We start from the raw sequence: 21,119 nt of genomic DNA, 5'->3' as shown, positions 1-21,119 counted from the left end.
AGTGTCCGATCGTGAACAGGTGCGCGCGCTTCGCGCCCGGCTCGACGATCTGACCTTCCGCGACGCCTCCCGGCTCGGTCGCAGGCTCAAGCAGCTGCGCGACGCGACGCCCGAGCAGGTCGCGAAGCTCACCGAGCAGTTCGCCGCGGCCGAGGCGCTGGTGGCCACCCGGCGAGCCGCGGTCCCGGACATCACGTATCCGGATCTGCCGGTCTCCGACCGTCGCGACGACATCGCCAAGGCGATCGCCGAGAACCAGGTCGTCGTCGTCGCGGGCGCGACGGGCTCCGGCAAGACGACGCAGCTGCCCAAGATCTGCCTCGAGCTGGGCCGCGGGATCCGCGGCACCATCGGTCACACCCAGCCGCGGCGGTTGGCGGCGCGGACCGTCGCGCAGCGGATCGCCGACGAGGTGGGCACCCCGCTGGGTGAGGCGATCGGCTACACGGTGCGGTTCACCGACCAGGCCGGCGACCGCACGCTGGTGAAGCTGATGACCGACGGCATCCTGCTCGCCGAGATCCAGCGCGACCGCAGGCTGCTGCGGTACGACACGCTGATCCTCGACGAGGCGCACGAGCGCAGCCTCAACATCGACTTCCTGCTCGGCTATCTGCGCGAGCTGCTGCCGAAGCGGCCGGACCTGAAGGTGATCGTCACCTCGGCGACCATCGAGCCGGAGCGGTTCGCTGCGCACTTCTCCGGCGCGCCGATCGTCGAGGTGTCGGGGCGCACCTATCCGGTCGAGATCCGTTACCGGCCTCTGGAAGTCAGCGTCACGGCGGGGTCACGGTCTTCGCGCGAGCGCTCATCCGAAGATGACGAGAGCCCCGACGATCCGGACCACGAGATCGTCCGTACCGAACTGCGTGACCCGACCGACGCCATCGTCGACGCCGTGCACGAACTCGAGGTCGAGCCGCCGGGCGACGTGCTGGTGTTCCTGAGCGGCGAGCGCGAGATCCGCGACACCGCGGAGGCCCTGCGGGCGGCGCTGTCCGATACCACCGAGGTGCTGCCGCTGTACGCCCGGCTGTCGACCGCCGAGCAGCAGAGGGTGTTCCAGCGCAGCCGGGCGCTGCGTCGAATCGTGTTGGCCACCAACGTCGCCGAGACGTCGCTGACCGTGCCGGGCATCCGGTACGTGGTCGATCCCGGCACCGCCCGCATCTCCCGCTACAGCAGGCGCACCAAGGTGCAGCGACTGCCGATCGAGCCGGTCTCGCAGGCCTCCGCCGCGCAGCGGGCGGGTCGCTGCGGACGCACCGCACCGGGGGTCTGCATCAGGCTGTACTCGGAGCCCGACTTCGAATCACGGCCCCGCTACACGGATCCGGAGATCCTGCGGACCAACCTCGCCGCCGTCATTCTGCAGATGGCGGCGCTGGGACTCGGTGACATCGAGCACTTCCCGTTCCTCGACCCACCCGATGACCGCAGCGTGCGCGACGGCGTGGCACTGCTGCGCGAACTCGGTGCCTTCGACTCCCGCGGCGCGCTCACCGACGTCGGCCGGCGCCTGGCGCAGCTGCCGGTCGATCCCCGCATCGGCCGCATGATCCTGGCGGCCGAGGCGGAGAACTGCGTCCGCGAGGTGCTGGTGCTCGCCGCGGCGCTCTCGATCCCCGACCCTCGCGAGCGGCCCGCCGACCGCGAGGAGGCGGCGCGACAGAAGCACGCCCGGTTCGCCGACGAGTCCAGCGACTTCATCTCCTACCTCAACCTGTGGCGGTATCTGCGAGAGCAGCGAAAGGAGCGCTCCGGCAGCGCGTTTCGCCGGATGTGCCGCGAGGAGTTCCTGCACTACCTGCGCATCCGCGAGTGGCAGGACCTCAACGGCCAGCTCCGCGACATCGCGAAGGGCCTCGGCATCCGCGAATCGAACGAGCCGGCCGAACCCGCCGCCGTGCACGCCGCGCTGACCGCCGGGTTGCTGTCGCACATCGGGTTTCGCGGCTCCGACGGCGGCAGGGAGTACGCGGGCGCCCGCAACACCCGCTTCGTGCTGGCGCCGGGGTCGGTGCTGTCGAAGAAGCCGCCCGCCTGGGTGGTCGTCGCCGACCTGGTGGAGACCAGCAGACTGTTCGGCCGGACCGCGGCGCGGATCGACCCACTCGCCGTGGAGCGTGTTGCCGCGCATGTGGTGCAGCGCAGCTACAGCGAGCCGCACTGGAGCGCCAAGCGCGGTGAGGTCTCGGCGTACGAGCGGGTGACGTTGTACGGGCTGACCCTGGTGGCCCAGCGCCGCGTCGGGTACGCCCAGCACGACCCCGTGCTGGCACGAGAGCTGTTCATCCGGCACGCGCTCGTCGAGGGCGACTGGCAGACCCGGCATCACTTCGTCCGCGACAACGCCCGCCTGATCGCGGAGTTGGAGGAACTCGAGGAGCGCGCGCGCCGGCGCGATCTGCTGGTCGGCGATGACGAGATCTACGCGCTGTACGACGCGCGCATACCCGCCGATGTCGTGTCCGCGCGGCACTTCGACGCGTGGTGGAAGAAGCAGCGGCACCGCACGCCGGACCTGCTCACGTTCACGCGCGACGACCTGCTGCGGGCCGACGACGCCGACGACCGACCCGACACCTGGCAGGCCGGTGACGCGGCGCTGCCGCTGAGCTACCGCTTCGACCCGACGGCCACTGACGACGGCGTGACGGTGCACATCCCCGTTGACGTGCTGGCGCGCCTCGGCGGTGACGAGTTCGCCTGGCACGTGCCCGCGCTGCGCGAGGAGTTGGTGACCGAACTGATCCGGGCGCTGCCGAAGCAGTTGCGCCGCAACTTCGTTCCCGCTCCGGACACCGCCCGCGCCGTGCTGCCCGAGCTGGACCCGGACAACGAACCGCTGCTCGAGGGGCTGCAGCGCGCGCTGTTGCGCCGAACCGGTGTGCGGGTGCCCATCGAGGAGTTCGACGTCGGCAAGCTGCCCGCCCACCTGCGCGTCACGTTCGTAGTGGAGAACACCGACGGAGGAGAACTCGGCCGCGGCAAGGACCTCGAGACGCTGCAGGAGCGGCTGGCGACCCGGACCCGCGAGGCCGTCGCGGACGCCGTCGCCGACGGATTGCAGCACACCGGGCTGACGGCCTGGCCCGACGACCTCGCCGACGTGCCGCGCAGCGTCGAACGCCGCGTCGGGGGGCGGACCGTCCGCGGTTACCCGGCGCTCGTCGACGCGGGCGGCGCCGTCGACGTCCGGGTCTTCCCGACCGAGGCCGAGCAGGGTGCGGCGATGGCGAAGGGAACCCGGCGGCTGCTGCGGCTCGCGGTCCCGTCGCCGGTGAAAGCCGTTGAGCGGTCGCTGGATACGCGGACCAGGCTGGTCCTCGGTAGCAATCCGGACGGGTCGCTCGCCGCACTGATCGACGACTGCGCCGACGCGGCGACCGACGTGATCGCCACCGCGCCCGCGTGGTCGCGTGCCGACTTCGACGCCTTGCGTGCCCGTGTCGCGGGCACGCTGACCGCCACCACCGTCGACGTCGTCGGCCGGGTCGGGCGGGTGCTCGAGGCGGCGCAGAACGTGCAGCTGCTGCTGCCAGCGAAACCGGTTGCGGCGCATAGCGAGGCGATCGCCGACATCCGCATCCAGTACGACCGGCTGCTGCCCGCGGGGTTCGTCACCCGGACCGGCGCCGCTAGGTTGACCGACGTGGCGCGCTACCTCACCGCGATCGCGCGCCGGCTCGAGCGGCTGCCGCAGGGCGTCGCCGCGGACACCGAACGCATGCTCCGGGTGCACGCTGTGGAGGACGCCTACGACGACCTGGTGGCTGCGTTGCCGAGGGGCCGGGCCGACGCCGCCGACGTCCGCGAGATCGCCTGGCAGATCGAGGAGTTGCGGGTCAGCCTGTGGGCGCAACAGCTCGGCACGCCGCGGCCGGTCAGCGAGCAGCGGATCTACAGGGCCATCGACGCCATCACCTGAACCGACGCCTGAGTCCCTTGGTGATGAAGTGGCTGTAGTCGACCGTCGTCTGCAGGATGGGCCGGACCTCCAGCGAGCTGACCAGCAGGTCGACGGTGCCGAACGGCATCGCCGTGACCACGGGCCCGCGGCCGAACTCGAAATGCCATGAGCCCGAGGCGATCTCCATGTTGCGCACCTCGCCTTTGGGCAGTGTGACGAGGTCACCCGCTTCGAATACCTCGGGTTCGATCTGCGCGGTCTCGGGGTTGTAGGTGGTGTAGCGGCCGGCGAGCACGAACTTCTGGATCTGCACGCGCTTGTACCGGCCGGAGAAGCCGTAGGTCGCCACCGGTGCGCCGAAGAGCAGCAGGTACTCGTTCATGCTGGCGTGCAGGAAGTTGATCTTGCCGACGATGCCGCCGGCCTTCGTGAAGATCCACCGCTCTCGAGTCGGATCGACGAGGTCCGGATACAGGTCGGCGACACGCTGCACAGCCGCCGTCAGACGATCCTCGAGGGGGAGGTCCAGGAGGTCGCGGCACGCGTCGGCGATAGCCTCGGGGTCCATCCGGTAACCATTACCGTATCGACCTACTACAGTCACGGGAATGGATGGTTCCGTCACCGTGCACATGGCCGCCCCCGCCGAGCGGATCTGGGAGCTGGTCGCCGACGTGCGCAACACCGGCCGCTTCTCGCCGGAGGTGATGGCGGCCGAGTGGCTGGACGGCGCCGAGGGCCCGGCGGTCGGCGCGCGGTTCCGCGGGCACGTCAAGCGCAACGAGATCGGCCCCGTGTACTGGACGACGTGCCGCGTCACCGCCTGCGAACCCGGCCGCGAGTTCGGCTTCGACGTGCTGATCGGCGACCGCGCGGTCAACACCTGGCACTACCGCTTCACCCCCCGCGCTGACGGCACCGACGTGACGGAGTCGTTCCGGGTGCCGGTGCCCGGATGGACGAAGGTGCTCGCGCCGCTGGGCTTCCTGCGCAGGCGCCGCAACATCCGCGACATGGGAAAGACGTTGGCGCGCATCAAGGACGTGGTGGAGGCCGACACCTAAGGTGGAGCCGTGGCGGACGACGCGGACCGGTTGAGTCCCGACGACGCCCGCATCCTCTCCGTCGAATCCCCCGTGGTCATGGGCCACACCCTGAAACTCAACGTGCTGGAACCCGGCACGCCCCTGGACCTCGACGCGCTGCGGGAGGCGGTCGCCGCGCGGCTGCCCGCGGCGCGGCGCGCCACCCAGCGGGTCGACACCGACGCGCCGGAGCCGCGCTGGGTCGACGCGGCGGACTTCGACATCCGAGATCACGTGCGCCGTCACCGGTCTGACCGGACGATGACCCGCGACGACCTGTGGCGCAGCGTCGGCGGCCTGATGTCCGAACACCTCGATCGGGCCAAACCGCTGTGGACGTTCGACCTTCTCGGCCCGTTCGAGGACGGTCGCGAGGCGATCGCCGTGCGCATCCACCACGCGATGGCCGACGGTATCGCCGCGGTGCACTTCCTCGACGCGCTGCTGTGGGACGCGCACGCCGACCGACCTCCAAGAACGCGGACGGCGGAACCCGCCGAGCACTCCGAACTCGCCCGGCTCCCCGGCGCACTACTGCGCGAGTTCGGCCACCGTGCGTCCCGCACGCCGTTCGACCGTCCGCTGACGGCGGCGCGTGAGTTGGCGTTCGCCGTCGCGCCCCTGGCCGACCTGAAGGCGATCGGCGCCGCCCGCCCTGACCGCGCCACGGTCAACGACGTCCTGCTCGCGATCATCGCGGGCGGGCTGCGCGAGTGGCTCGACATCAGTGGGGCGTCGTCGCGTCACCTGAGGGCGCAGGTGCCGGTGAGCCTGCACGCCCGCGACGAGGATGGCGCGCTCGGCAACCACGACTCGTTCATGAACGTCGATCTGCCGCTAGGAGATGCCGATCCCGTCGACCGGCTCGACCGGATCCGCGCGGAGACCAACGTTCGCAAGAAGTTCGACGACGCCGACGAGATCTACGACCTGATGCACGCACTCGGCCGCGTCAAGCACGTCGGGCACGCGGCACGGCGGCTCACCGACAACCCGCGCGAGTTCAGCGTGAGCATCTCAAACGTGCCGGGGCCCCGCAATCCGGTGAGCGTGGCGGGCCGGGGCGTGCGGCTGTTCACGTCGTCGGAGCCCGCGCTGCACCACGCGCTGCGCATCTCGGCCATCTCCTGCGCGGGCGAGATCAGCGTCGGCCTCTGCACCGATCCGCAGGCGCTCTCCGACATCGCACGCCTCGCCGCGGCGATCGAACGGGCGTTCGCCGACCTGCGGGCCGCCACCAGCTGACCGCTGGCAGTATCTATCGAAGCAGCAATATCCTGCCACCCACCGCACAATCACTGCCATCGGAAATTACCCACTGACCTGCGCGTTATACCTGTCAGAACGGATCGGAAAGCTCCGAACCGCACGACAGAGACAACGACAGAGGAAGTGTTCGAGATGAAGAAGTTCACCGTTTCCAGCGCCATCGCCACCGGTTTCGCCGCCGTCGTCCTGGGCCTGGCCGCCCCGGCCAGCGCGGACGTCGCCCACCACGACTGGGTGCACGACATCCAGCAGCAGGCGACCGTCGGCTCCGCTCAGTCCACCGTGGGCAACGGCCGCTGACACACCGCGATCGCAAAGGGGCACCCCGGCTGGGGTGCCCCTTTCGCGTGGTCAGACCTTCGCGCGTTTACGCGCTTTCCGCTTGAGTTCCTCGGGCAGCGCGTCGGCCACCAGAATTGACGGCAGCAGGTCGGGCTCGGTCATCATGGCGCGAAACACCGTTCCGATGGTGACGTCGTGGTCGGGCCGGTCGACGACCTCGACGGGGTCGCCACCGCGCAGCGGACCGGGTTCGATCACCCGCAGGTACGCACCGGGTGCGCCGCCGTCGGTGAACGTCTTCATCCAGCCCTCGATACCCATCTGCATCACGAACGTCTTGCACGGCGTCCGCGGCCGGGTGACCTCGAGCAGGAGGCCGCCCGATCCGACGCGCCACCGCTCGCCGATCACCGCACCCGTGACGTCGACGCCGGAGGTGGTGATGTTCTCGCCGAACAGCCCGTTGGTGAGTTCGCGACCGAGCCGCTCCTGCCAGCTGTCGAGATCCTCTCGGGCGTAGGCGTAGACGGCCTGGTCGTCGCCACCGTGGAACTTCGAGTTACCGATGACGTCGCCGACCAGACCGCTGCCCAAGCCGCCCTTCATCGGTCCGGGTGCGCGAACCTCGACGGTGCCGTCGAACGGGTGCTTGTCGATGCCGGTGGTCTTGGCGCGGACGCCTGCTCGGACGTGTGCGGAGTTGACGGTCAATACGCTGGCCACCCGACGAGATTACGGTCCTCCGCGGACCGACGCCGAGTCGCCGAGGATCTGTCGCAGCTTGTCGAGCGGGTCACCCGCTCCGGGGTTGAGCCGCCGTGTCTCGGGTGAGCCACGGCCGGTCTGCCCCGCCCCGGGCGGCGGAGGAGGTGGCGGCGCGCCCGCGGCGGGGGGCGGTGGCGGCGGTGCCAGCGGGCGCTCGAGGACCGCGAGCTTGCGCTGCAGGCGCGGCACCGCGTCGGCGAGCACGGCCCGCCGCTCGGCGTCCGGATCGGCGTTGCCGCCGAAACACTCGGCGGGTGCGCCCTGCGCGGTGTCCAGGGCGTCGCGGTAGCGCTCGATCGCCAGCGGACCGTCGGCCGCCCCGACGGCGTCGTCGCCCATCGTCTCGCGGACCAGAACCAGGTTGGCCACCGCCGGACAGCCGTCGCCCGCGGTGGCGAACTGCCGCTCGGCTTCGTCGAGCCTGCCGTCGAGCACGGCGAGGCCGCCGGCTGCCAACGCGCTACCCGCCGGATCGACGACGTCGAGGATCGACAGGATCGACACGTCGGTGCGCAGCGATTCGACGTCGCCTTCGGCGTAGGCGGCCGCGGCGGACCGGCTCGCGACGACCCATGTGGTCACCGCGACGATGACGGCGACCAGCAGCAGGGCTACGGGAGCCGACCACAGCAGCAGCCGTCGCCGCGTCACGTCGACTCCCGTAGCGGCGTCGGGCGGGTGCGGCGGATGTCGCGCAGCACGAGGAACGCCTCGATCAGGATGAGGACGGCGGCGAGAAGCGCTGGGATCCAGTACGTCTCGGTGGCCCACGCCGACGCCGTGGGCGGCGGGGCGTCGCCGGGTGGGGCATCGGCGCCGTCCAATGCGTCCGCATCGGCCGCCGCGGTGCGCGCCACGTACGGCACGCCGATCTGGTCCGCGACCGCCCGCAGTGCGGGCTCGCCAACCCTGCCGTAACCGAACACGGCGCCGCCGTCGACCGAGTTCTCCGCGAGGACGAAATCCCTTGGCGGCGAATCGGCCCCGGCTATCCCCGAGCCGTAGTAGAAGACCAGATTGCGCGCCCGCGGGAACTGTTGACGCGCGGAGATGAGCTGATACCGCAGGGTGTTGCTCGCGGCCGCGGGATTCGCGCGGTCGACGGTGTCGGCGGTGGCGCCGTAGGGCCGTAGCTCCGCGAGGGCGGGACGCAGCGCCCAGGTGTCCTGAGACAGCGGCCAGTCGACCGCCGATGTCGAGGCGAACGCGATCAGGGCGATGCGAGCCCGAGGGTAGCGGTCGACGACGGCCGTGACGTCGTCGCGCACGGCGTCCATCCGCGCGCCGTCCATGGTCGGGGAGCGGTCGACCAGTAGGAAGACGTTGGGCTCGCTGTCCGCGGCACCGGCCGGGAGGGTCCGCGTGCTCTCGCCGAGTACCGGCCGGACGGCCGCGACGACGAGCAACAGCGCCGCCAGGGTGAGACCTGCCAACCGCCACATGGCCTTTCGGTCTCGGCCGGTGCTCCGCCAGCGATACCAGGCCGCGCCGGCCACTCCGAGGATCGACAGCGCCAGGATCGTCAGCAGGACCGGTGGGAGCGCCGGGTGCAGGCTCATCGGCGCACCACCAGGGGCAGCGTGAGCAGCGCTCCGACGGCGAACAGCGCCAACACGATCGGCAGTTCGGGCGTCTCCGGTGCCGCCGACCGAGCGGCCGGGCCGACGGCCGCCGTGGGCGGCGGCGGATTGTCGCGGATGCTCTCCAGCGACGCGTCGACATTCGAGTTGGGTGCGACGTAGCGGCCGCCGGTCTCGCTCGCCAGGCGTTCGAGCAGACCGCTGTCGGAGTCGGTCATGACGGCGTTCACCTGGACGCCCGCTGCCGCGGCCAGCTCGCGCACGGCGGCCACGTCGAACAGCGGGCGCTGGCTCGACTGCCCGCCGCCGATGTAGATGACCGAACGGCGCTGCGGCTCGATCCGATCGAACGAGGGGAAGCCGGTGATGCACAGTGCGAGCACGTCCTCGACGGTGGGCGAGTAGTCCGAGTACCGCACCGGCGGCGTCGCGGCGGTCCGCCCGTAGTCGGCGAAACGTGTTGCGGCGTACTGATGGTCACGGGTAAGGGGGATCACCCGGCGGTCGGGCACGGTGAGGCCGATGCGCTGGGTGTCGTAGCCGGGAACGCGTGCGGCGAAGTACCGCAGCGCTGCGGCCATCGGCGCCTCGTCCGTCGGTGCCCCGGCGCACACCATGATGTCCTCGGGCTGTGCGGCCGCGGTGTCGCGAGCCGGGCCGGGCAGTCCGGTGGGGCGCGCGGCCGACACCACGGCGCCGCCGAACGCGACGGCCAGCAGCGCCAGCATCGCCACGGTGAGCAGCGTCCGGCGTCGCATGGCGCGCACGTAGGCGGGCAGCTTCGTCAGCCGGTCCACGTTCGCCAGCGGGCGAAGCCTGCGGGTGTTCTCGGCACGCGGGCCCAGCGCCGCCACGATGACCACGGCCAGCGCCGCGCACGCGACGATCACGACCCACCACCACGTCACGTCCACGAGGCGATCACCTCCTCGGCCGCCGCGCCGAGCTCGGTGACGTCCTGGTCCGACCGGGCGTTGAACCGGACGTCGTCGAGTCGCGTGAACAGCTCTGCGGTGCCGGCGAGTTGACTCTGGGCGAGTGCGGTGACCTGCATGTACTCGACGGGGGTTCCCGTTGCGCGCTGGAGGAACTCGCGCAGCGTCCGGTTGAGCGCCGCGCTCGCCGAGACGGCGTCGACGTCACCGGTCGCCAAGCGCGCTCTGATCCGCCTGACCTCGCCGAGGAAGCGCCTGCGTGCGAGGGCGTCGCGAGTCCGCTGCACGACCCCGTCGCCGTTCCGCGGTGCCGTGATCGCGAATACCGTGACGTACCAACCGATCAGCAGTAGGCCCAGGACGGCGGGCAGCCACAGCCACGCCAGCGCGGACGGCGCTGGGCCGGTGACGAATCGGAGCAGGTCATCCGGCACGGGCGTACACCCCGGTCAGCCAGACGAGGCCCTCGCGGATTCCGCTGCTGCCCGTGATCAGCGCGTGCGGTATCGCGTGCGACGTCATGAACTCCGACAGTTCCTCCCGGCGCAGCCGTTCGGACTCGACGTACGCGGCGACAACCTGCGGGCCGAGCTCGGCACCGCTGAGCACGGTCGCGCCGCCGACCACGTCCTGTCCCAGCGCATCGTCGGCGTCGTCGGCCGCCGGGTGGTCGGCCACCATCGCCCACAGCACGTCGTGGCGGGCCCGAATCCTGGTGAGCACGTCGGCGAGTCGATCGTCGACCTCGGGTTCGTCGGACACCACGACCAGCAGGTGCGGTCGGCGGTAGTGCTCGGCCACCCACTCCAGTTGGGTGACGACGTCGCTTCGCCCCGGCCGTTTCCGGATGTGATCGTGGAAGTGCGACAGCAGGTACTCGACGTGGGTCTCGCCGCGGCGCAGCCGGATGTCGAGGCAGCCGCGCGCGTCGCCGAAGACCATCCCGATCTCGTCGGAGCGACGCAGGGTGACCAGGCCCACCGAGCCGATGACGTTGGCCGCGACGGTGTACTTGCGCTCACCGGTTGGGCTCTCGCCCAACATGTTCCGGCCGGCGTCGGCGACGACGAGGATCTTGTGGTGGCGCTCGGACACGAAGCGTTTGATGAGCACGTCGCCGGAGCGGGCCGAGGCCTTCCAGTCGATGTCGCGCACGTCGTCGCCGCGTACGTAGGGCCGCAGGTCGTCGAACTCGAGGCTGCGGGTGTGGATCAGCGCGTAGCGGCCGCCGTCGAGGAAGCCCGAGGTGTCGCGGCCGAGGAACGGCCGTGCGCGGTCGAGATACCTACCCACCTCACGGCACCCGCACCGCGCCGAGCACGGCGTCGATCACGGCGTCGGGGGTGACGCGGGCCGTCGCCGCCTCGAACCCGAGGATCAGTCGATGCCGCAGCACGCGGTGGGCGACGGCGGCGATGTCGTCGGGTACCACGTGATCGCGGCCGCTGAGTACCGCGACGGCGCGGGCGGTCCGGCAGAAGGCGATGGTGGCGCGCGGGCTGGCGCCGTACTCGATGAGCCGAGCCATCGCGGGCGGCAGCAACCCGTCGGGGAACCGGGTGACCTCGACGAGTTGGCTGGCGTACTGAATCAGCGTCCGATCCATGTACACGGCGGCGGTCACCCGCTGGGCGTGTCGGACCTCATCGAGGTCGACGACGGCCGCGGCGCGGTGGGCCCGGTCGTACAGGCCGGCGTCCATGCGGGTGATGACTTCGACTTCGTCGTCGGCCGACGGGTAGCCGACGACCTCCTTGATCATGAAGCGGTCGGTCTGCGCCTCCGACAGGGGGTAGGTGCCCTCCTGGTCGACGGGATTCTGGGTGGCGATGACGAGGAACGGCTCGGGGATCGCGTACTCGACGCCCGCGATAGTGGTCTGCCGCTCCTCCATCGCCTCGAGCATGGCGCTCTGGGTCTTGGCGCTCGACCGGTTGATCTCGTCGAGCAGCACGATGTTGGCGTGCACGGGACCGAGTTGCGTCACGAAGGAGTTGGTCGCCGACTCGTAGATCTGCGTCCCGACGATGTCGCTCGGCAGCAGGTCGGGGGTGCACTGGATGCGCCGGAAGCCGCCGTGGATCGACTCGGCGACCACGCGCGCGGCCGTCGTCTTGGCCAGCCCTGGCACGCTCTCGAGCAGCAGGTGCCCGCCGGAGAGCAACGCCACCAGCAGGGATTCCCGCAGGTGTAGCTGGCCGACGACCTTCTGGGAGAAGGCGGTCGCGACGGCGTCCACGGTGTGGCGGGCGGCATCGAGGTCGCGTCGCTCGAGCTGCGGGGGTGCTGCGGTCATGGGTGTGCGGGATACCCCGCCGCTTCGATTTCATGCCCGAGCGCGCGGACCCGTAGGTTCTGACACGTCATGCCGACTCTGATCCTGCCCCTCGCCGGGTTCGCGTTCCTGGACTCGCTCAACGTGCTGAACCTGGGCGTGACGACGGCGGTTGTCTACGACAGCCGGCTGAGTCGCCGGTCGCCGCTTCCCGCGGGGCTCAGCTATCTGGCGGGCGTCTATGTGGCGACCACCACGTTCGGGGTGGCCGCTGTACTGGGGCTGACGTTCCTCACCAACCGGGTGGACGTCGACGTGACGCCGACGGTGCGGTACTGGGGCCAGCTGCTGATCGGGCTGGTGCTGATCGCGGTCGCGGCGCTGCCGTCGCGAGCCGGCCCGAAGCCGCCCAAGTGGGCGCTCGACAAGGCCCGGCGCAACCCGTGGCTGTTCGGCGTCGTCGGGCTGGCGGTCGGGTTCGGGCAGGCGGCGACGTCGGTGCCGTACCTCTCGGCGGTGGCGATGGTGTCGGCGCTGAACCCGCTACCCCTGGCGTGGCCGACGATTCTGCTCGCCTACTGCGCGGCGACCCTACTGCCCGCCGCGCTGGTGCTCGGACTCTCGCTACGAACGACGATGCGCTCCAGGCGGATTCAGCATCACCTGGTTCGCGCGCTGCGCAAGTACGGTCCGCTCGTGGTGCGGACGCTGTTCATCGGCATCGGAGCCGTGCTCGTCGGGGACGCCGTGATGCACTACGACGCGCTGTGGTGACCTGCGCCGAACGTCGAGAAATGCTCGAGATTCACGCGAGATCTCGAACATTCCTTCACGTTCGAGCCGTCAGGCGGGCAACCCGTCGGCGACGCGCGGGACCCGATCGGCCGCGGCGTCGTCGAGCACCAGCGCGGCCACCCGGTCGCGGTGCTGTTCGGCGCTGCCCAGCAGGACGGCGTCGGTCGACGCGCGCTTGAAGTACAGGTGCGCCAGGTGCTCCCACGTGAAGCCGATGCCGCCGTGCACCTGGATGGTGTCCGTTGCGACACGCGACAGGGCCGCCGAGCACACCGCCTGGGCGATGCTCGTCGCCAGCGCAGGATCGTCCGACCCGTCGGATAGCGCCCAGATGGCATGGTAGGCAGCCGATCTGGCGTGCTCGACCTCCACCAGGTCGTCGGCCAGCCGGTGCTTGACCGCCTGGAACGAGCCGATCGGCCTGCCGAACTGCAGCCGCGACTTGGCGTACTCGACCGACAGGTCCAGCAGATGCTTGGCCGCGCCGACCTGCTCCACGGCGAGCAGCGCCGCGCCGACCTGCAGCGCGTGGGTGATGACGCGCTCCGCCGCGGCGGGGCCCGCGATCAGCCGGCCGGGCGTGCCGGACAGCGTGACGTTCGCCTCGGACCGCGTGAGGTCCAGCGTCTGCAGTGCGGTGACGTCGGCGTCGGCGGCCGCCACGGCGTACAGCGCGACGCCGTCGTCCCCCTTGGCCGCGACCAGCAGTTCGTCGGCGATCGGGCCGTCGACCACCTGTGACACCGTGCCGGTCAGCGCGTCGCCCGACACGGTCACCGTGACCGCCTCGGGGTCGAAGACGCCCGCGCGATCGAGCACGGCGAAGGCGGCGGTGCGCCGGCCTTCGATCAGCTCGGCCAGCAACTCGTCGCGCGCAGTACCGGCCGGCGCCGCGACGAGCGCGGGGATCGCCAGGTAGACCGTGCCGAAGATGGGCCCGGTCGCCAGCCGCGCCGCGAGTTCCTCGACCGCAACGGCCTGGTCGACCAGCGTGCCGCCGACGCCGCCCTCGGCTTCCGGCACGGACAGGCCGAGCACGCCGAGTTCGCCGCCGAGGCGGGTCCACACCTTCGGGTCGAACGGCGGATCGGACGCCATCAGCTCGCGCACCTTCGGTTCGTCGAAGTTCTCGGCGCTGAACTTGCGGACCGCCTTGCGCAGCTCGCCCTGCTCTTCGGTGAACACGTACTCAGCCACGGGGGACGTCCTTCCAAGCCATTCCGGAATCGGCGCGAAGATCGCCGGGCAGGCCCAGGATCCGCTCGCCGAGGATGTTGCGCATCACCTCGGAGGTGCCGCCTTCGATGGTGTTGGCGCGACTGCGCAGGAACCGCTGCTGTATCGGCCCCTGCCAGTCCTTGTCGCCGGTCCGCGGGCCGTCGCCGTAGCCGTGATACAGAAGTCCTTCCGGCCCAAGGAAATCCATGCACCACTGGTAGATGTGCTGATTGAGCTCGGCACCGACCAGCTTGCCGATCGACCCCTCGGGTCCGGGGCCGCCGACGGTGGCCGCCGCGCGCGAGCGCTCGGAGGTGAGGCGCTGCGCTTCGGACTTGAGCCACAGCTGCGTCAAGCGGTCACGCAGCACCGGGGTCCGGTTCTCCGGCCGCGACGCCCACAGTCCGGTCGCGTCGGCGATGGTGCCCGCACCGCGCCTGCTGCCGCTGCCGCCGAGGGCGGTGCGCTCGTTCATCAGCGTCGTCATCGCGACGTTCCAGCCGTTGCCGACGGCACCCAGCCGGTGCGCGTCCGGGATGCGCGCGTCGGTGAAGTAGACCTCGTTGAACTCGGCCTGACCGGTCAGCTGGCGCAGCGGCCGCGTCTCGACGCCGGGACCGTGCATGTCGATGACGAAGTAGGTGAGGTCCTTGTGCTTGGCCTGGTCGGGATCGGTGCGCGCGAGCAGCAGGCCCCAGCGGGCGCGGTGGGCCAGGCTCGTCCACACCTTCTGCCCGTTGATGACCCAGTCGTCCCCGTCCTTCACGGCCGACGTGGCCAGTCCGGCCAGGTCGGAACCCGCGCCCGGTTCGGAGAACAGCTGGCACCAGAGGTCCTCGGTGGTGGCCAGCGGCCGCAGCCACTGGTGCTTCACGTCCTCGGTCTGCGCGTGCTCGCGGATCGTCGGCGCGGCCATGCCGAACCCCATCGGATTCAGGCCGAGGGCGACGGGACCGCCTGCGCCCTGCAGGATCCGGTCGGCGACCGCCTGCAGTCCACGCGACACCCCGAGCCCGCCGAGGCCCTCGGGGAAGTGCACCCACGCCAGCCCGGCGTCATACACCGCGGCGAGGTACTCCTGGACGGGGACGGTCTTGGGGTCGTGCTCGGCCACGACCCCCCGCGCGAGTTCGGCGACCCGTTCGGCATCAGCGTCATTGCTCATGCCTGCACGATACGAACTCGACACCCGTCAAGAACCGGCGGGGTGTGATCTCGATCTCCGCCGAACGTTGGTTACCGATACGCCTCCGCGAAAAAAGCGTGGCGGTAACCAACGTTCGCGCGGAATAGGGGTGGCGCGCGACGTGGTTGGCATCACGCATGACGACTCCCTTCGATCCCCGCGCCCTGCTCGCCGAGAGCCGCCTCGGGGTGCTCGCCACCATCAAGGCCAACGGGCTGCCCCAGTTGTCCCCGGTCACGCCGTTCTACGACCGCGCAGCCGACGTGATCCACGTGTCGATGACCGAGGGCCGGGCCAAGACCGCCAACCTGCGCCGCGATCCGAGGGCCGCCCTCGAGGTGACGAGCGGCGACGGCTGGGCCTGGGCCACCGCTGAGGGCACCGTCACGCTCGTCGGGCCCGGGACGGATCCGCACGGGCCGGAGGTCGAAGCACTCGTCGACTACTACCGCGCGGCCGCGGGCGAACACCCCGACTGGGACGAGTACCGCTCGGTGATGGTGTCCGATCGCCGGGTGCTGATGTCCCTGGCCGTCGCCAAGGTGTACGGGGAACGGCTTCGTTAGACCTTCCCGCCGGTGAGCGCGAGCAGGGTTCAGCATGACGTCGAGGCGGCGGTCGTCGAGTGTTGGGTTGGGTGACACCATGCCGCGATTTCGCGTGGCGGTAACCAACGTTCGGCGCGGTGAGGTCAGCGGGTGCGGGGTACCGCCGCCGCGATGGCGTCCAGCAGTGCCGGGTAGCGCTTGGCCTCGGAGTGGCCGCCCGGCTTGCCGCTGCTCACGACGGCCGCGGCCAGGTCGCGTTCCGGGTCGGCCCACATCGCGATGTTGACCAGCCCGGTGTGCCCGAACGCCGCGGGCGCGTCCAGGCCGAACGGCCCGAAACGCTTGGAGCCCAACATGAATCCGGTGCCCCAGCGCAGCGGTACCAGACCGGTTGCGACGTCGGGGCGCAGCCGCCTGCGTTCCACGGTCGCCTCGCGCAGCGTCTCCGGCGACATCACCCGGACGCCGTCGAGCTCGCCGCCGCGCCGCCAGATCTCGGCGAATCGGGACAGTTCCACGGCGTTGGAGACCGTGCTCGACGACGGCACCACGCTGGTGAGAAACGCCCGAGTGTTGGTGAACGGGATGAGCCGCTGCGTCGTTCCGCCGATCGCGAGCTTGAACGCCCGCGCGATCGGGGGCGGCAGCGGCTTGCCGGTGACGTGGCTGGGTGCGACCAGCGGCACGTCGTCCTCGGACACCCCGAAGTTCGTCCAGCGGAAGCCGAGCGGGTCGAGGATCTCGGTCGCGAGGATCTCGCGGATGTCCCGGCCGGTCGCGGCCGAGACGATCTCCCGCATCAGCGGTCCCCAGGTCACCGCGTGGTAGATGTGCACCAGGCCCGGCCGGTAGATGGGTTTGAGGTTGCCCAGCATCTCGCGGGCGTACTCGCTGTCGTTCATCCGCCGCAGGTCGGGCTTCGGCCCGGTGGCGAACGGGACGCCCGCGCTGTGGGTCATGACGTGCCGGATGGTGGTGCGGTCCTTGCCGTGGCTGGTGTACGTCGGCAGGTAGTCGCACACCCGGTCGTCGAGCGAGAAGGCGCCGCGCTCGACGAGCATGTGCACCACCGTGGTCGTGATGCCCTTGGCGGTGGAGTACACGCAGAACGGGGTGTCGGTGGTGACCGGCACCCGCTCGGCGTCCGCGGGATCGTCCGGCCCGTTGCCCCAGCCGTGGCCGATCGCCCGGTTCAGCACCACCTCGCCGCGGTGGCGGACGCACACCTGGATCGCGGGGTGCATGCCAGCGGCGTACCAGTGTCGCGCGGCGTCCCAGATGCGCTCGACCCCGACGTCGCCGTCCTTCTCGACGCCGACCGAGGTCACCGCGTCCAGGTCGGACGGGACGCGAATCCGGCCCTCGTCGTTCATGCGCGATCCCGCTTCGCTTCTCGCTCGTCGCTCATGCGCGATCCCGCTTCGCTTCTCGCTCGTCGCTCACGACGGCTTCCTGTGCAGTGTCGCCGACAGATGGTGCTGCAGCGGCTGGCCTACCGCGCCCATCCGCACCGTGTAGGTCAGGGTGTCGCCGAGTAGCCGGAACGAACGGCCAAGGGCGGACACGTCCTTCGCGGAGGCGCTGCGGCCGATGACCGTTGCGGCGAGTTCCATGACGAGGGCGCCGTCGACGACCGTCAGCGTGCCCTCCAGAATCTCGGTGATGCCCGTCGGATGCGCGAGGATCCACTCCACGTGGCCGGGGGACGGCACCCGGAGGTAGCCGGTCTCGGCGTGCAGCGGGCGTCCGTCGTCGACGGACTTCGTGCGCTGGCTGTAGGAGAGGAACGGCTTGCCGACGTGGCCGAACGTGATCTCCTCGGTGTAGTCGAACGAGTCGATCGTCGGGTAGTCACCCGACCCTCGGCCTGTCCACGTGCCCAGCAGTGGGGCGAGCACGGCGACGTCGGCGTGAAGGTCGGGCATGTCCTCAGCCTACGGCGACCCCCGGAAACGGCCCGTTTCGGCCAACTAGAACGTGTTACCGTTTTTCGATATGAGTGGGCGCCGATCATGAGCTCAGCCAGATCCAAGGGCGCCTCGCTCGCGATCGTCACGGTCGCCTACGTCATCGCCGTCGCGGTGGGGCTGGCGTGGCTGATCTGGGGTCCGACCACCGAGAGGCTGTGGCTCGACACCCTGATCGCCGACCTGCTCGCGACGCTGGTGATCTTCGCCTTCAGCCGGGCCTATCGGAACTCCAGCTTCTACGACGCGTACTGGAGCGTGATCCCGCCGCTGCTGCTCTTCTACTGGTGGTGGGAGTCGGCCCCCTACATCGACGCGCTGCGCTGCACGCTGGTCACCGTCGTCGTGATGCTGTGGGCGATTCGGTTGACCGGCAACTGGATTCGCGGCTTCCCCGGCCTGCACCACGAGGACTGGCGCTACCCGATGTTCCGGGAGCGTGCGGGCAGGTTCGAGTTCGTCGCCGACCTGGTGGCGATCCACGTCATCCCGACGCTGCAGGTGTTCCTCGGCATGGTCCCGGTCTACGTCGCGGTGACTCGGCCGAACACGGGACTCGTGTGGCTGGCCTGGATCGCGACGGCGATCGGCGTCGCGGCGGTAGTCCTCGAGTACGTCGCCGATCAGCAGATGTACGACTTCGCGAAGACCCGCTCGCCGGGTGAGGCGATGGCGCGCGGGCTGTGGGGGTGGTCGCGGCATCCGAACTACTTCGGGGAGTTCAGCTTCTGGCTGTCGCTCGGACTATTCGGCGTCGCCACGTCTCCCGCCGACTGGTGGTGGCTGCTGGCGGGCGCCGCGCTGATGCTCGCGCTGTTCCTCGGAGCGAGCATCCCGATGATGGAGGAGCGCAGCCTGGCCCGCAGGCCCGAGTATCAGCGCGTGATCGACCGGGTGTCGAAGTTCGTGCCCTGGCCGCCGTCGAAGGCGACGTCGTGAAGCGCGTCGTCGTCGCGGGCCTCGGTGACAGCGGGTTGCTCACCGCGATCAAGCTCGCCAAGGCCGAAGATGTTGAGGTGGTGGGCATTTCGTCTAAGCCGGGGTTGGTGAGCGGCCAGGAGCTGGGCTGGCGGTTGAGCAGGCCGGGCCACTGGGCGAAGCACAACTGGATCACGTTCGACCGATACCGCGGCCTCGACCGGGTGCGCACCGTCCACGGTGAGCTCACCGCCGCCGACCTCGCAGGCGCCACCGTGACGGTGCGCGGTGCCGACGGCAGCGAGCGCACCGAGGAGTTCGACGCGCTGGTCATCTCGACCGGCGTGAGCAACGGGTTCTGGCGGCAGCCGACGATGCAGACGGCCGCCGAGATCGACGCCGACCTCGGGAAGGCGCACGACCGGTTGGCCGCGGCGTCGTCGGTGATCGTGGTCGGCGGAGGCGCGGCCGCCGTCAGCAGTGCCGCGAACATCGCCCTGACCTGGCCGGACACCCGCGTCGACCTGTACTTTCCAGGGGCGCGCGCGCTGACCGGACACCACCCGCGCGCGTGGGCGAGGGTGGCGCAGCGGCTGGCCGACGCCGGCGTGACCCTGCACCCCGGCCACCGCGCCGTGCTGCCTCCAGGATTCACGGGCGCCGAGATCACCTCGGATCCCGTCGAGTGGAGCACCGGACAGCCGCCCGCGTCGGCCGACGCCGTGCTGTGGACGGTCGGGCTGGTGCGGCCGAACACCGGCTGGCTGCCCGCGGACGTCCTCGACGACGACGGCTTCGTGCGCGTGACGCCCGAGCTGCGCGTGCCGGGACACGATCGGGTGTTCGCGATCGGCGACGTCGCCGCGACGGATCCACTGCGCAGCTCCGCGCGCAACCGCGCCGATGGGCTGCTGGCGCACAACGTCGTCGCGGGTTTCACGGGCAAGCCGCTGAAGTCGTACCGGCCGCCGCGCAGTCGGTGGGGCTCTGTACTGGGAATTCAGCGCGACGGACTCGAGGTCTTCGCGCCGAACGGCCGGGCCTTCCGGTTTCCCGCCTGGTCGTTCGAGCGGGTGCTGATGCCGTGGATCGTGCGGCGTGGGATATACCGCGGAATCCGCAGCGCGCCAAGGGTATCTTCTGTGCATTGACACTCAACCCGTTCACCGATGACAGGGCCGAACGCGAACCCGGCGCTGCCCGGTCGCCGCATCTCGCTCCTGCTGGTCGAGGACGACCGCGCTGACGCACTGCTCGTCGAGGAGTTGATCGCCGACGCCAACGCCGACATCGAGATGATGGTCGCGGGCACGATGGCCGAGGCCGAGGAGCTGTTGACGCTGACGCGGCCGGATTGCGTACTGCTCGATCTCAACCTGCCCGACTCCAACGGCATCTACGCGGTGGACCGGATCACCAGGAAGAACGACCGGCTGCCGATCGTGGTGCTCACCGGACTCTCCGACGAGCACTTCGGCGTCGGTGCCGTCGCCGCCGGCGCGCAGGACTACTTGGTTAAGGGGCGCGTCGAGCCCGAAATGCTCAGGCGTGCAGTTCTCTACGCGATCGAACGCAAACGCGGCGAGTTGACGGCCGTCGAACTGCACGCCAGCCAGCTGCAGGCCCAGGAGAACGCCAGGCTCGCCAGGGGGCTGCTGCCCACACCGCTGCTGTTGGACTCGCCGGGCGTCGACATCATCGCCGAGTACCGGCCCAGCCACCAGAGCCAGATGCTCGGCGGCGACTTCTACGACTTCGTGCAGACTCCCGATCGAACCGTGCACGTGATGGTCGGCGACGTCGCAGGCCACGGACCGGATGCGGCGGCGCTCGGCGTGGCACTGCGCATCGGCTGGCGGGCGCTGACCTTCGCCGGACTGCGCGGCAACGAGCGGATGCTGCAGATGGAGCGGATCCTGCGCGCCGAGAGTCCGGTCAGCAGCGGCATCTTCGCGACGGTGCTCAGCCTCGCGTTCGCCCCCGACAGCAGGCGGTTCACCGCGGTGCGGGCGGGTCATCCCGGAATGCTGGTGCACGGCCCCAGCACCGTGGAATGGCTCGAGCCGCCCGCCGGACCGGCGCTCGGCCTGAACGGAACGCAGTGGCCGCCCAACGAGTTGGAGCTGCCCGAGGGCCATGGCATCGTTCTGCTGACCGACGGGATCTTCGAGGGCCACTCGGGGGTGGGCAACGCCCGGCTCGGCGAGGAGGGCCTGCTGACGATGGCGAGGTCGATGTCCGGCCTGCCGGCTGCCGAGTTCGTCAAGACGCTGATCGACGGTGCCGAACGACGCGCGGAGGCACACGGCGGGATCGCCGACGACATCGCGGTGGTGCGAGTGGAGCGGACGTGGTGACCGAGAAGGAACGCAGCGCCGGGCGC

21 protein-coding genes are annotated in these 21,119 nt (G+C 70.5%); 9 read left to right on the top strand and 12 right to left on the bottom strand.

Going from position 1 to position 21,119, the window contains the following annotated elements; all coding sequences use genetic code 11:
• The first annotated feature begins 1 nt into the window (after nt 1).
• A complete protein-coding gene (hrpA, locus tag NM203_RS21335; protein WP_255062412.1) occupies nt 2–3,931 on the top strand; it encodes an ATP-dependent RNA helicase HrpA in 3,930 nt (1,309 codons plus the stop codon).
• On the opposite strand, the gene NM203_RS21330 is transcribed toward hrpA, so the two are convergent.
• Nucleotides 3,924–4,481, bottom strand: a complete 558-nt coding sequence (locus NM203_RS21330; RefSeq protein WP_255062409.1) for an ERG2 family protein — start codon at nt 4,479–4,481, stop codon at nt 3,924–3,926. The genes hrpA and NM203_RS21330 overlap by 8 nt on opposite strands.
• A gap of 40 nt (nt 4,482–4,521) precedes the next feature.
• On the opposite strand from NM203_RS21330, the gene NM203_RS21325 reads away from it, so the two are divergent.
• The 3 genes from NM203_RS21325 to NM203_RS21315 all read left to right on the top strand — a co-directional run bounded on the left by NM203_RS21325 (nt 4,522) and on the right by NM203_RS21315 (nt 6,567).
• Complete coding sequence (locus tag NM203_RS21325; RefSeq protein WP_255062407.1) at nt 4,522–4,977, top strand: SRPBCC family protein; 456 nt, start codon at nt 4,522–4,524, stop codon at nt 4,975–4,977.
• Nucleotides 4,978–4,986: 9 nt separating this feature from the next.
• The gene (locus tag NM203_RS21320; RefSeq protein ID WP_255062406.1) at nt 4,987–6,243 is read left to right on the top strand and encodes a wax ester/triacylglycerol synthase domain-containing protein; all 1,257 of its coding nucleotides are present in this window, start codon (nt 4,987–4,989) and stop codon (nt 6,241–6,243) included.
• A 156-nt stretch (nt 6,244–6,399) separates the two neighbouring features.
• Nucleotides 6,400–6,567, top strand: coding sequence for a hypothetical protein (locus tag NM203_RS21315; protein WP_255062405.1), 168 nt, complete (start codon nt 6,400–6,402; stop codon nt 6,565–6,567).
• A 51-nt stretch (nt 6,568–6,618) separates the two neighbouring features.
• Here the strand turns inward: NM203_RS21315 and NM203_RS21310 are convergent, their stop codons facing one another.
• Genes NM203_RS21310 through NM203_RS21280 form a run of 7 tightly spaced genes read right to left on the bottom strand, consistent with a single transcriptional unit; the run spans nt 6,619 to nt 12,125 of the window.
• Nucleotides 6,619–7,272: an MOSC domain-containing protein gene (locus NM203_RS21310; RefSeq protein WP_255062404.1), complete on the bottom strand. Its 654-nt coding sequence runs from the start codon at nt 7,270–7,272 to the stop codon at nt 6,619–6,621.
• A 9-nt stretch (nt 7,273–7,281) separates the two neighbouring features.
• Nucleotides 7,282–7,965, bottom strand: a complete 684-nt coding sequence (locus NM203_RS21305) for a hypothetical protein (protein WP_255062403.1) — start codon at nt 7,963–7,965, stop codon at nt 7,282–7,284.
• The gene (locus tag NM203_RS21300) at nt 7,962–8,873 is read right to left on the bottom strand and encodes a vWA domain-containing protein (RefSeq protein WP_255062402.1); all 912 of its coding nucleotides are present in this window, start codon (nt 8,871–8,873) and stop codon (nt 7,962–7,964) included. Before NM203_RS21300 ends, NM203_RS21305 begins: the two co-directional genes overlap by 4 nt.
• Nucleotides 8,870–9,808, bottom strand: coding sequence for a hypothetical protein (locus NM203_RS21295; RefSeq protein ID WP_255062401.1), 939 nt, complete (start codon nt 9,806–9,808; stop codon nt 8,870–8,872). The genes NM203_RS21300 and NM203_RS21295 overlap by 4 nt, the downstream gene beginning before the upstream one ends.
• A complete protein-coding gene (locus NM203_RS21290; protein WP_255062400.1) occupies nt 9,799–10,263 on the bottom strand; it encodes a hypothetical protein in 465 nt (154 codons plus the stop codon). The genes NM203_RS21295 and NM203_RS21290 overlap by 10 nt, the downstream gene beginning before the upstream one ends.
• Nucleotides 10,253–11,122, bottom strand: coding sequence for a DUF58 domain-containing protein (locus NM203_RS21285; RefSeq protein WP_255062399.1), 870 nt, complete (start codon nt 11,120–11,122; stop codon nt 10,253–10,255). The genes NM203_RS21290 and NM203_RS21285 overlap by 11 nt, the downstream gene beginning before the upstream one ends.
• Before the next feature lies 1 nt (nt 11,123).
• Nucleotides 11,124–12,125, bottom strand: coding sequence for an AAA family ATPase (locus NM203_RS21280; protein WP_255062398.1), 1,002 nt, complete (start codon nt 12,123–12,125; stop codon nt 11,124–11,126).
• 69 nt (nt 12,126–12,194) lie between these two features.
• On the opposite strand from NM203_RS21280, the gene NM203_RS21275 reads away from it, so the two are divergent.
• Nucleotides 12,195–12,878, top strand: a complete 684-nt coding sequence (locus tag NM203_RS21275) for a GAP family protein (RefSeq protein ID WP_255062397.1) — start codon at nt 12,195–12,197, stop codon at nt 12,876–12,878.
• Nucleotides 12,879–12,947: 69 nt separating this feature from the next.
• Here NM203_RS21275 and NM203_RS21270 read toward each other — a convergent pair whose 3' ends face one another.
• Together NM203_RS21270 and NM203_RS21265 are read right to left on the bottom strand one after the other, a co-directional pair.
• Nucleotides 12,948–14,096 carry an acyl-CoA dehydrogenase family protein gene (locus NM203_RS21270; RefSeq protein ID WP_255062396.1) on the bottom strand — a complete coding sequence of 383 codons (1,149 nt, stop codon included), beginning with the start codon at nt 14,094–14,096 and terminating at the stop codon, nt 12,948–12,950.
• Nucleotides 14,089–15,282, bottom strand: a complete 1,194-nt coding sequence (locus NM203_RS21265) for an acyl-CoA dehydrogenase family protein (RefSeq protein ID WP_255062395.1) — start codon at nt 15,280–15,282, stop codon at nt 14,089–14,091. Before NM203_RS21265 ends, NM203_RS21270 begins: the two co-directional genes overlap by 8 nt.
• A gap of 158 nt (nt 15,283–15,440) precedes the next feature.
• Here NM203_RS21265 and NM203_RS21260 point away from each other — a divergent pair, with 158 nt between their 5' ends.
• Nucleotides 15,441–15,869 (top strand): PPOX class F420-dependent oxidoreductase, encoded by a 429-nt coding sequence (locus NM203_RS21260; RefSeq protein WP_255062394.1) that lies wholly within the window; start codon nt 15,441–15,443, stop codon nt 15,867–15,869.
• 125 nt (nt 15,870–15,994) lie between these two features.
• On the opposite strand, the gene lipE is transcribed toward NM203_RS21260, so the two are convergent.
• Both lipE and NM203_RS21250 read right to left on the bottom strand, forming a co-directional pair.
• Nucleotides 15,995–17,224 carry a lipase LipE gene (gene lipE, locus NM203_RS21255; protein ID WP_255062393.1) on the bottom strand — a complete coding sequence of 410 codons (1,230 nt, stop codon included), beginning with the start codon at nt 17,222–17,224 and terminating at the stop codon, nt 15,995–15,997.
• A 66-nt stretch (nt 17,225–17,290) separates the two neighbouring features.
• Nucleotides 17,291–17,776, bottom strand: coding sequence for a peroxynitrite isomerase (locus NM203_RS21250; RefSeq protein ID WP_255062392.1), 486 nt, complete (start codon nt 17,774–17,776; stop codon nt 17,291–17,293).
• Between the two features lie 87 nt (nt 17,777–17,863).
• Here NM203_RS21250 and NM203_RS21245 point away from each other — a divergent pair, with 87 nt between their 5' ends.
• The 3 genes from NM203_RS21245 to NM203_RS21235 are packed head-to-tail and all read left to right on the top strand — an operon-like array spanning nt 17,864 to nt 21,093.
• Nucleotides 17,864–18,757: a DUF1295 domain-containing protein gene (locus tag NM203_RS21245; RefSeq protein WP_255062391.1), complete on the top strand. Its 894-nt coding sequence runs from the start codon at nt 17,864–17,866 to the stop codon at nt 18,755–18,757.
• Nucleotides 18,754–19,887, top strand: a complete 1,134-nt coding sequence (locus NM203_RS21240; protein WP_255062389.1) for an FAD-dependent oxidoreductase — start codon at nt 18,754–18,756, stop codon at nt 19,885–19,887. Before NM203_RS21245 ends, NM203_RS21240 begins: the two co-directional genes overlap by 4 nt.
• An 18-nt stretch (nt 19,888–19,905) precedes the next feature.
• The gene (locus NM203_RS21235) at nt 19,906–21,093 is read left to right on the top strand and encodes a PP2C family protein-serine/threonine phosphatase (protein WP_255062388.1); all 1,188 of its coding nucleotides are present in this window, start codon (nt 19,906–19,908) and stop codon (nt 21,091–21,093) included.
• Nucleotides 21,094–21,119: the final 26 nt, after the last annotated feature.

The sequence above is a fragment of the Mycolicibacterium arenosum genome (genome assembly GCF_024320865.1).
In the GTDB taxonomy this organism is placed as follows: Bacteria; Actinomycetota; Actinomycetes; order Mycobacteriales; family Mycobacteriaceae; genus Mycobacterium; species Mycobacterium arenosum.
This window is presented reverse-complemented; position numbering and strand designations above follow the sequence as displayed.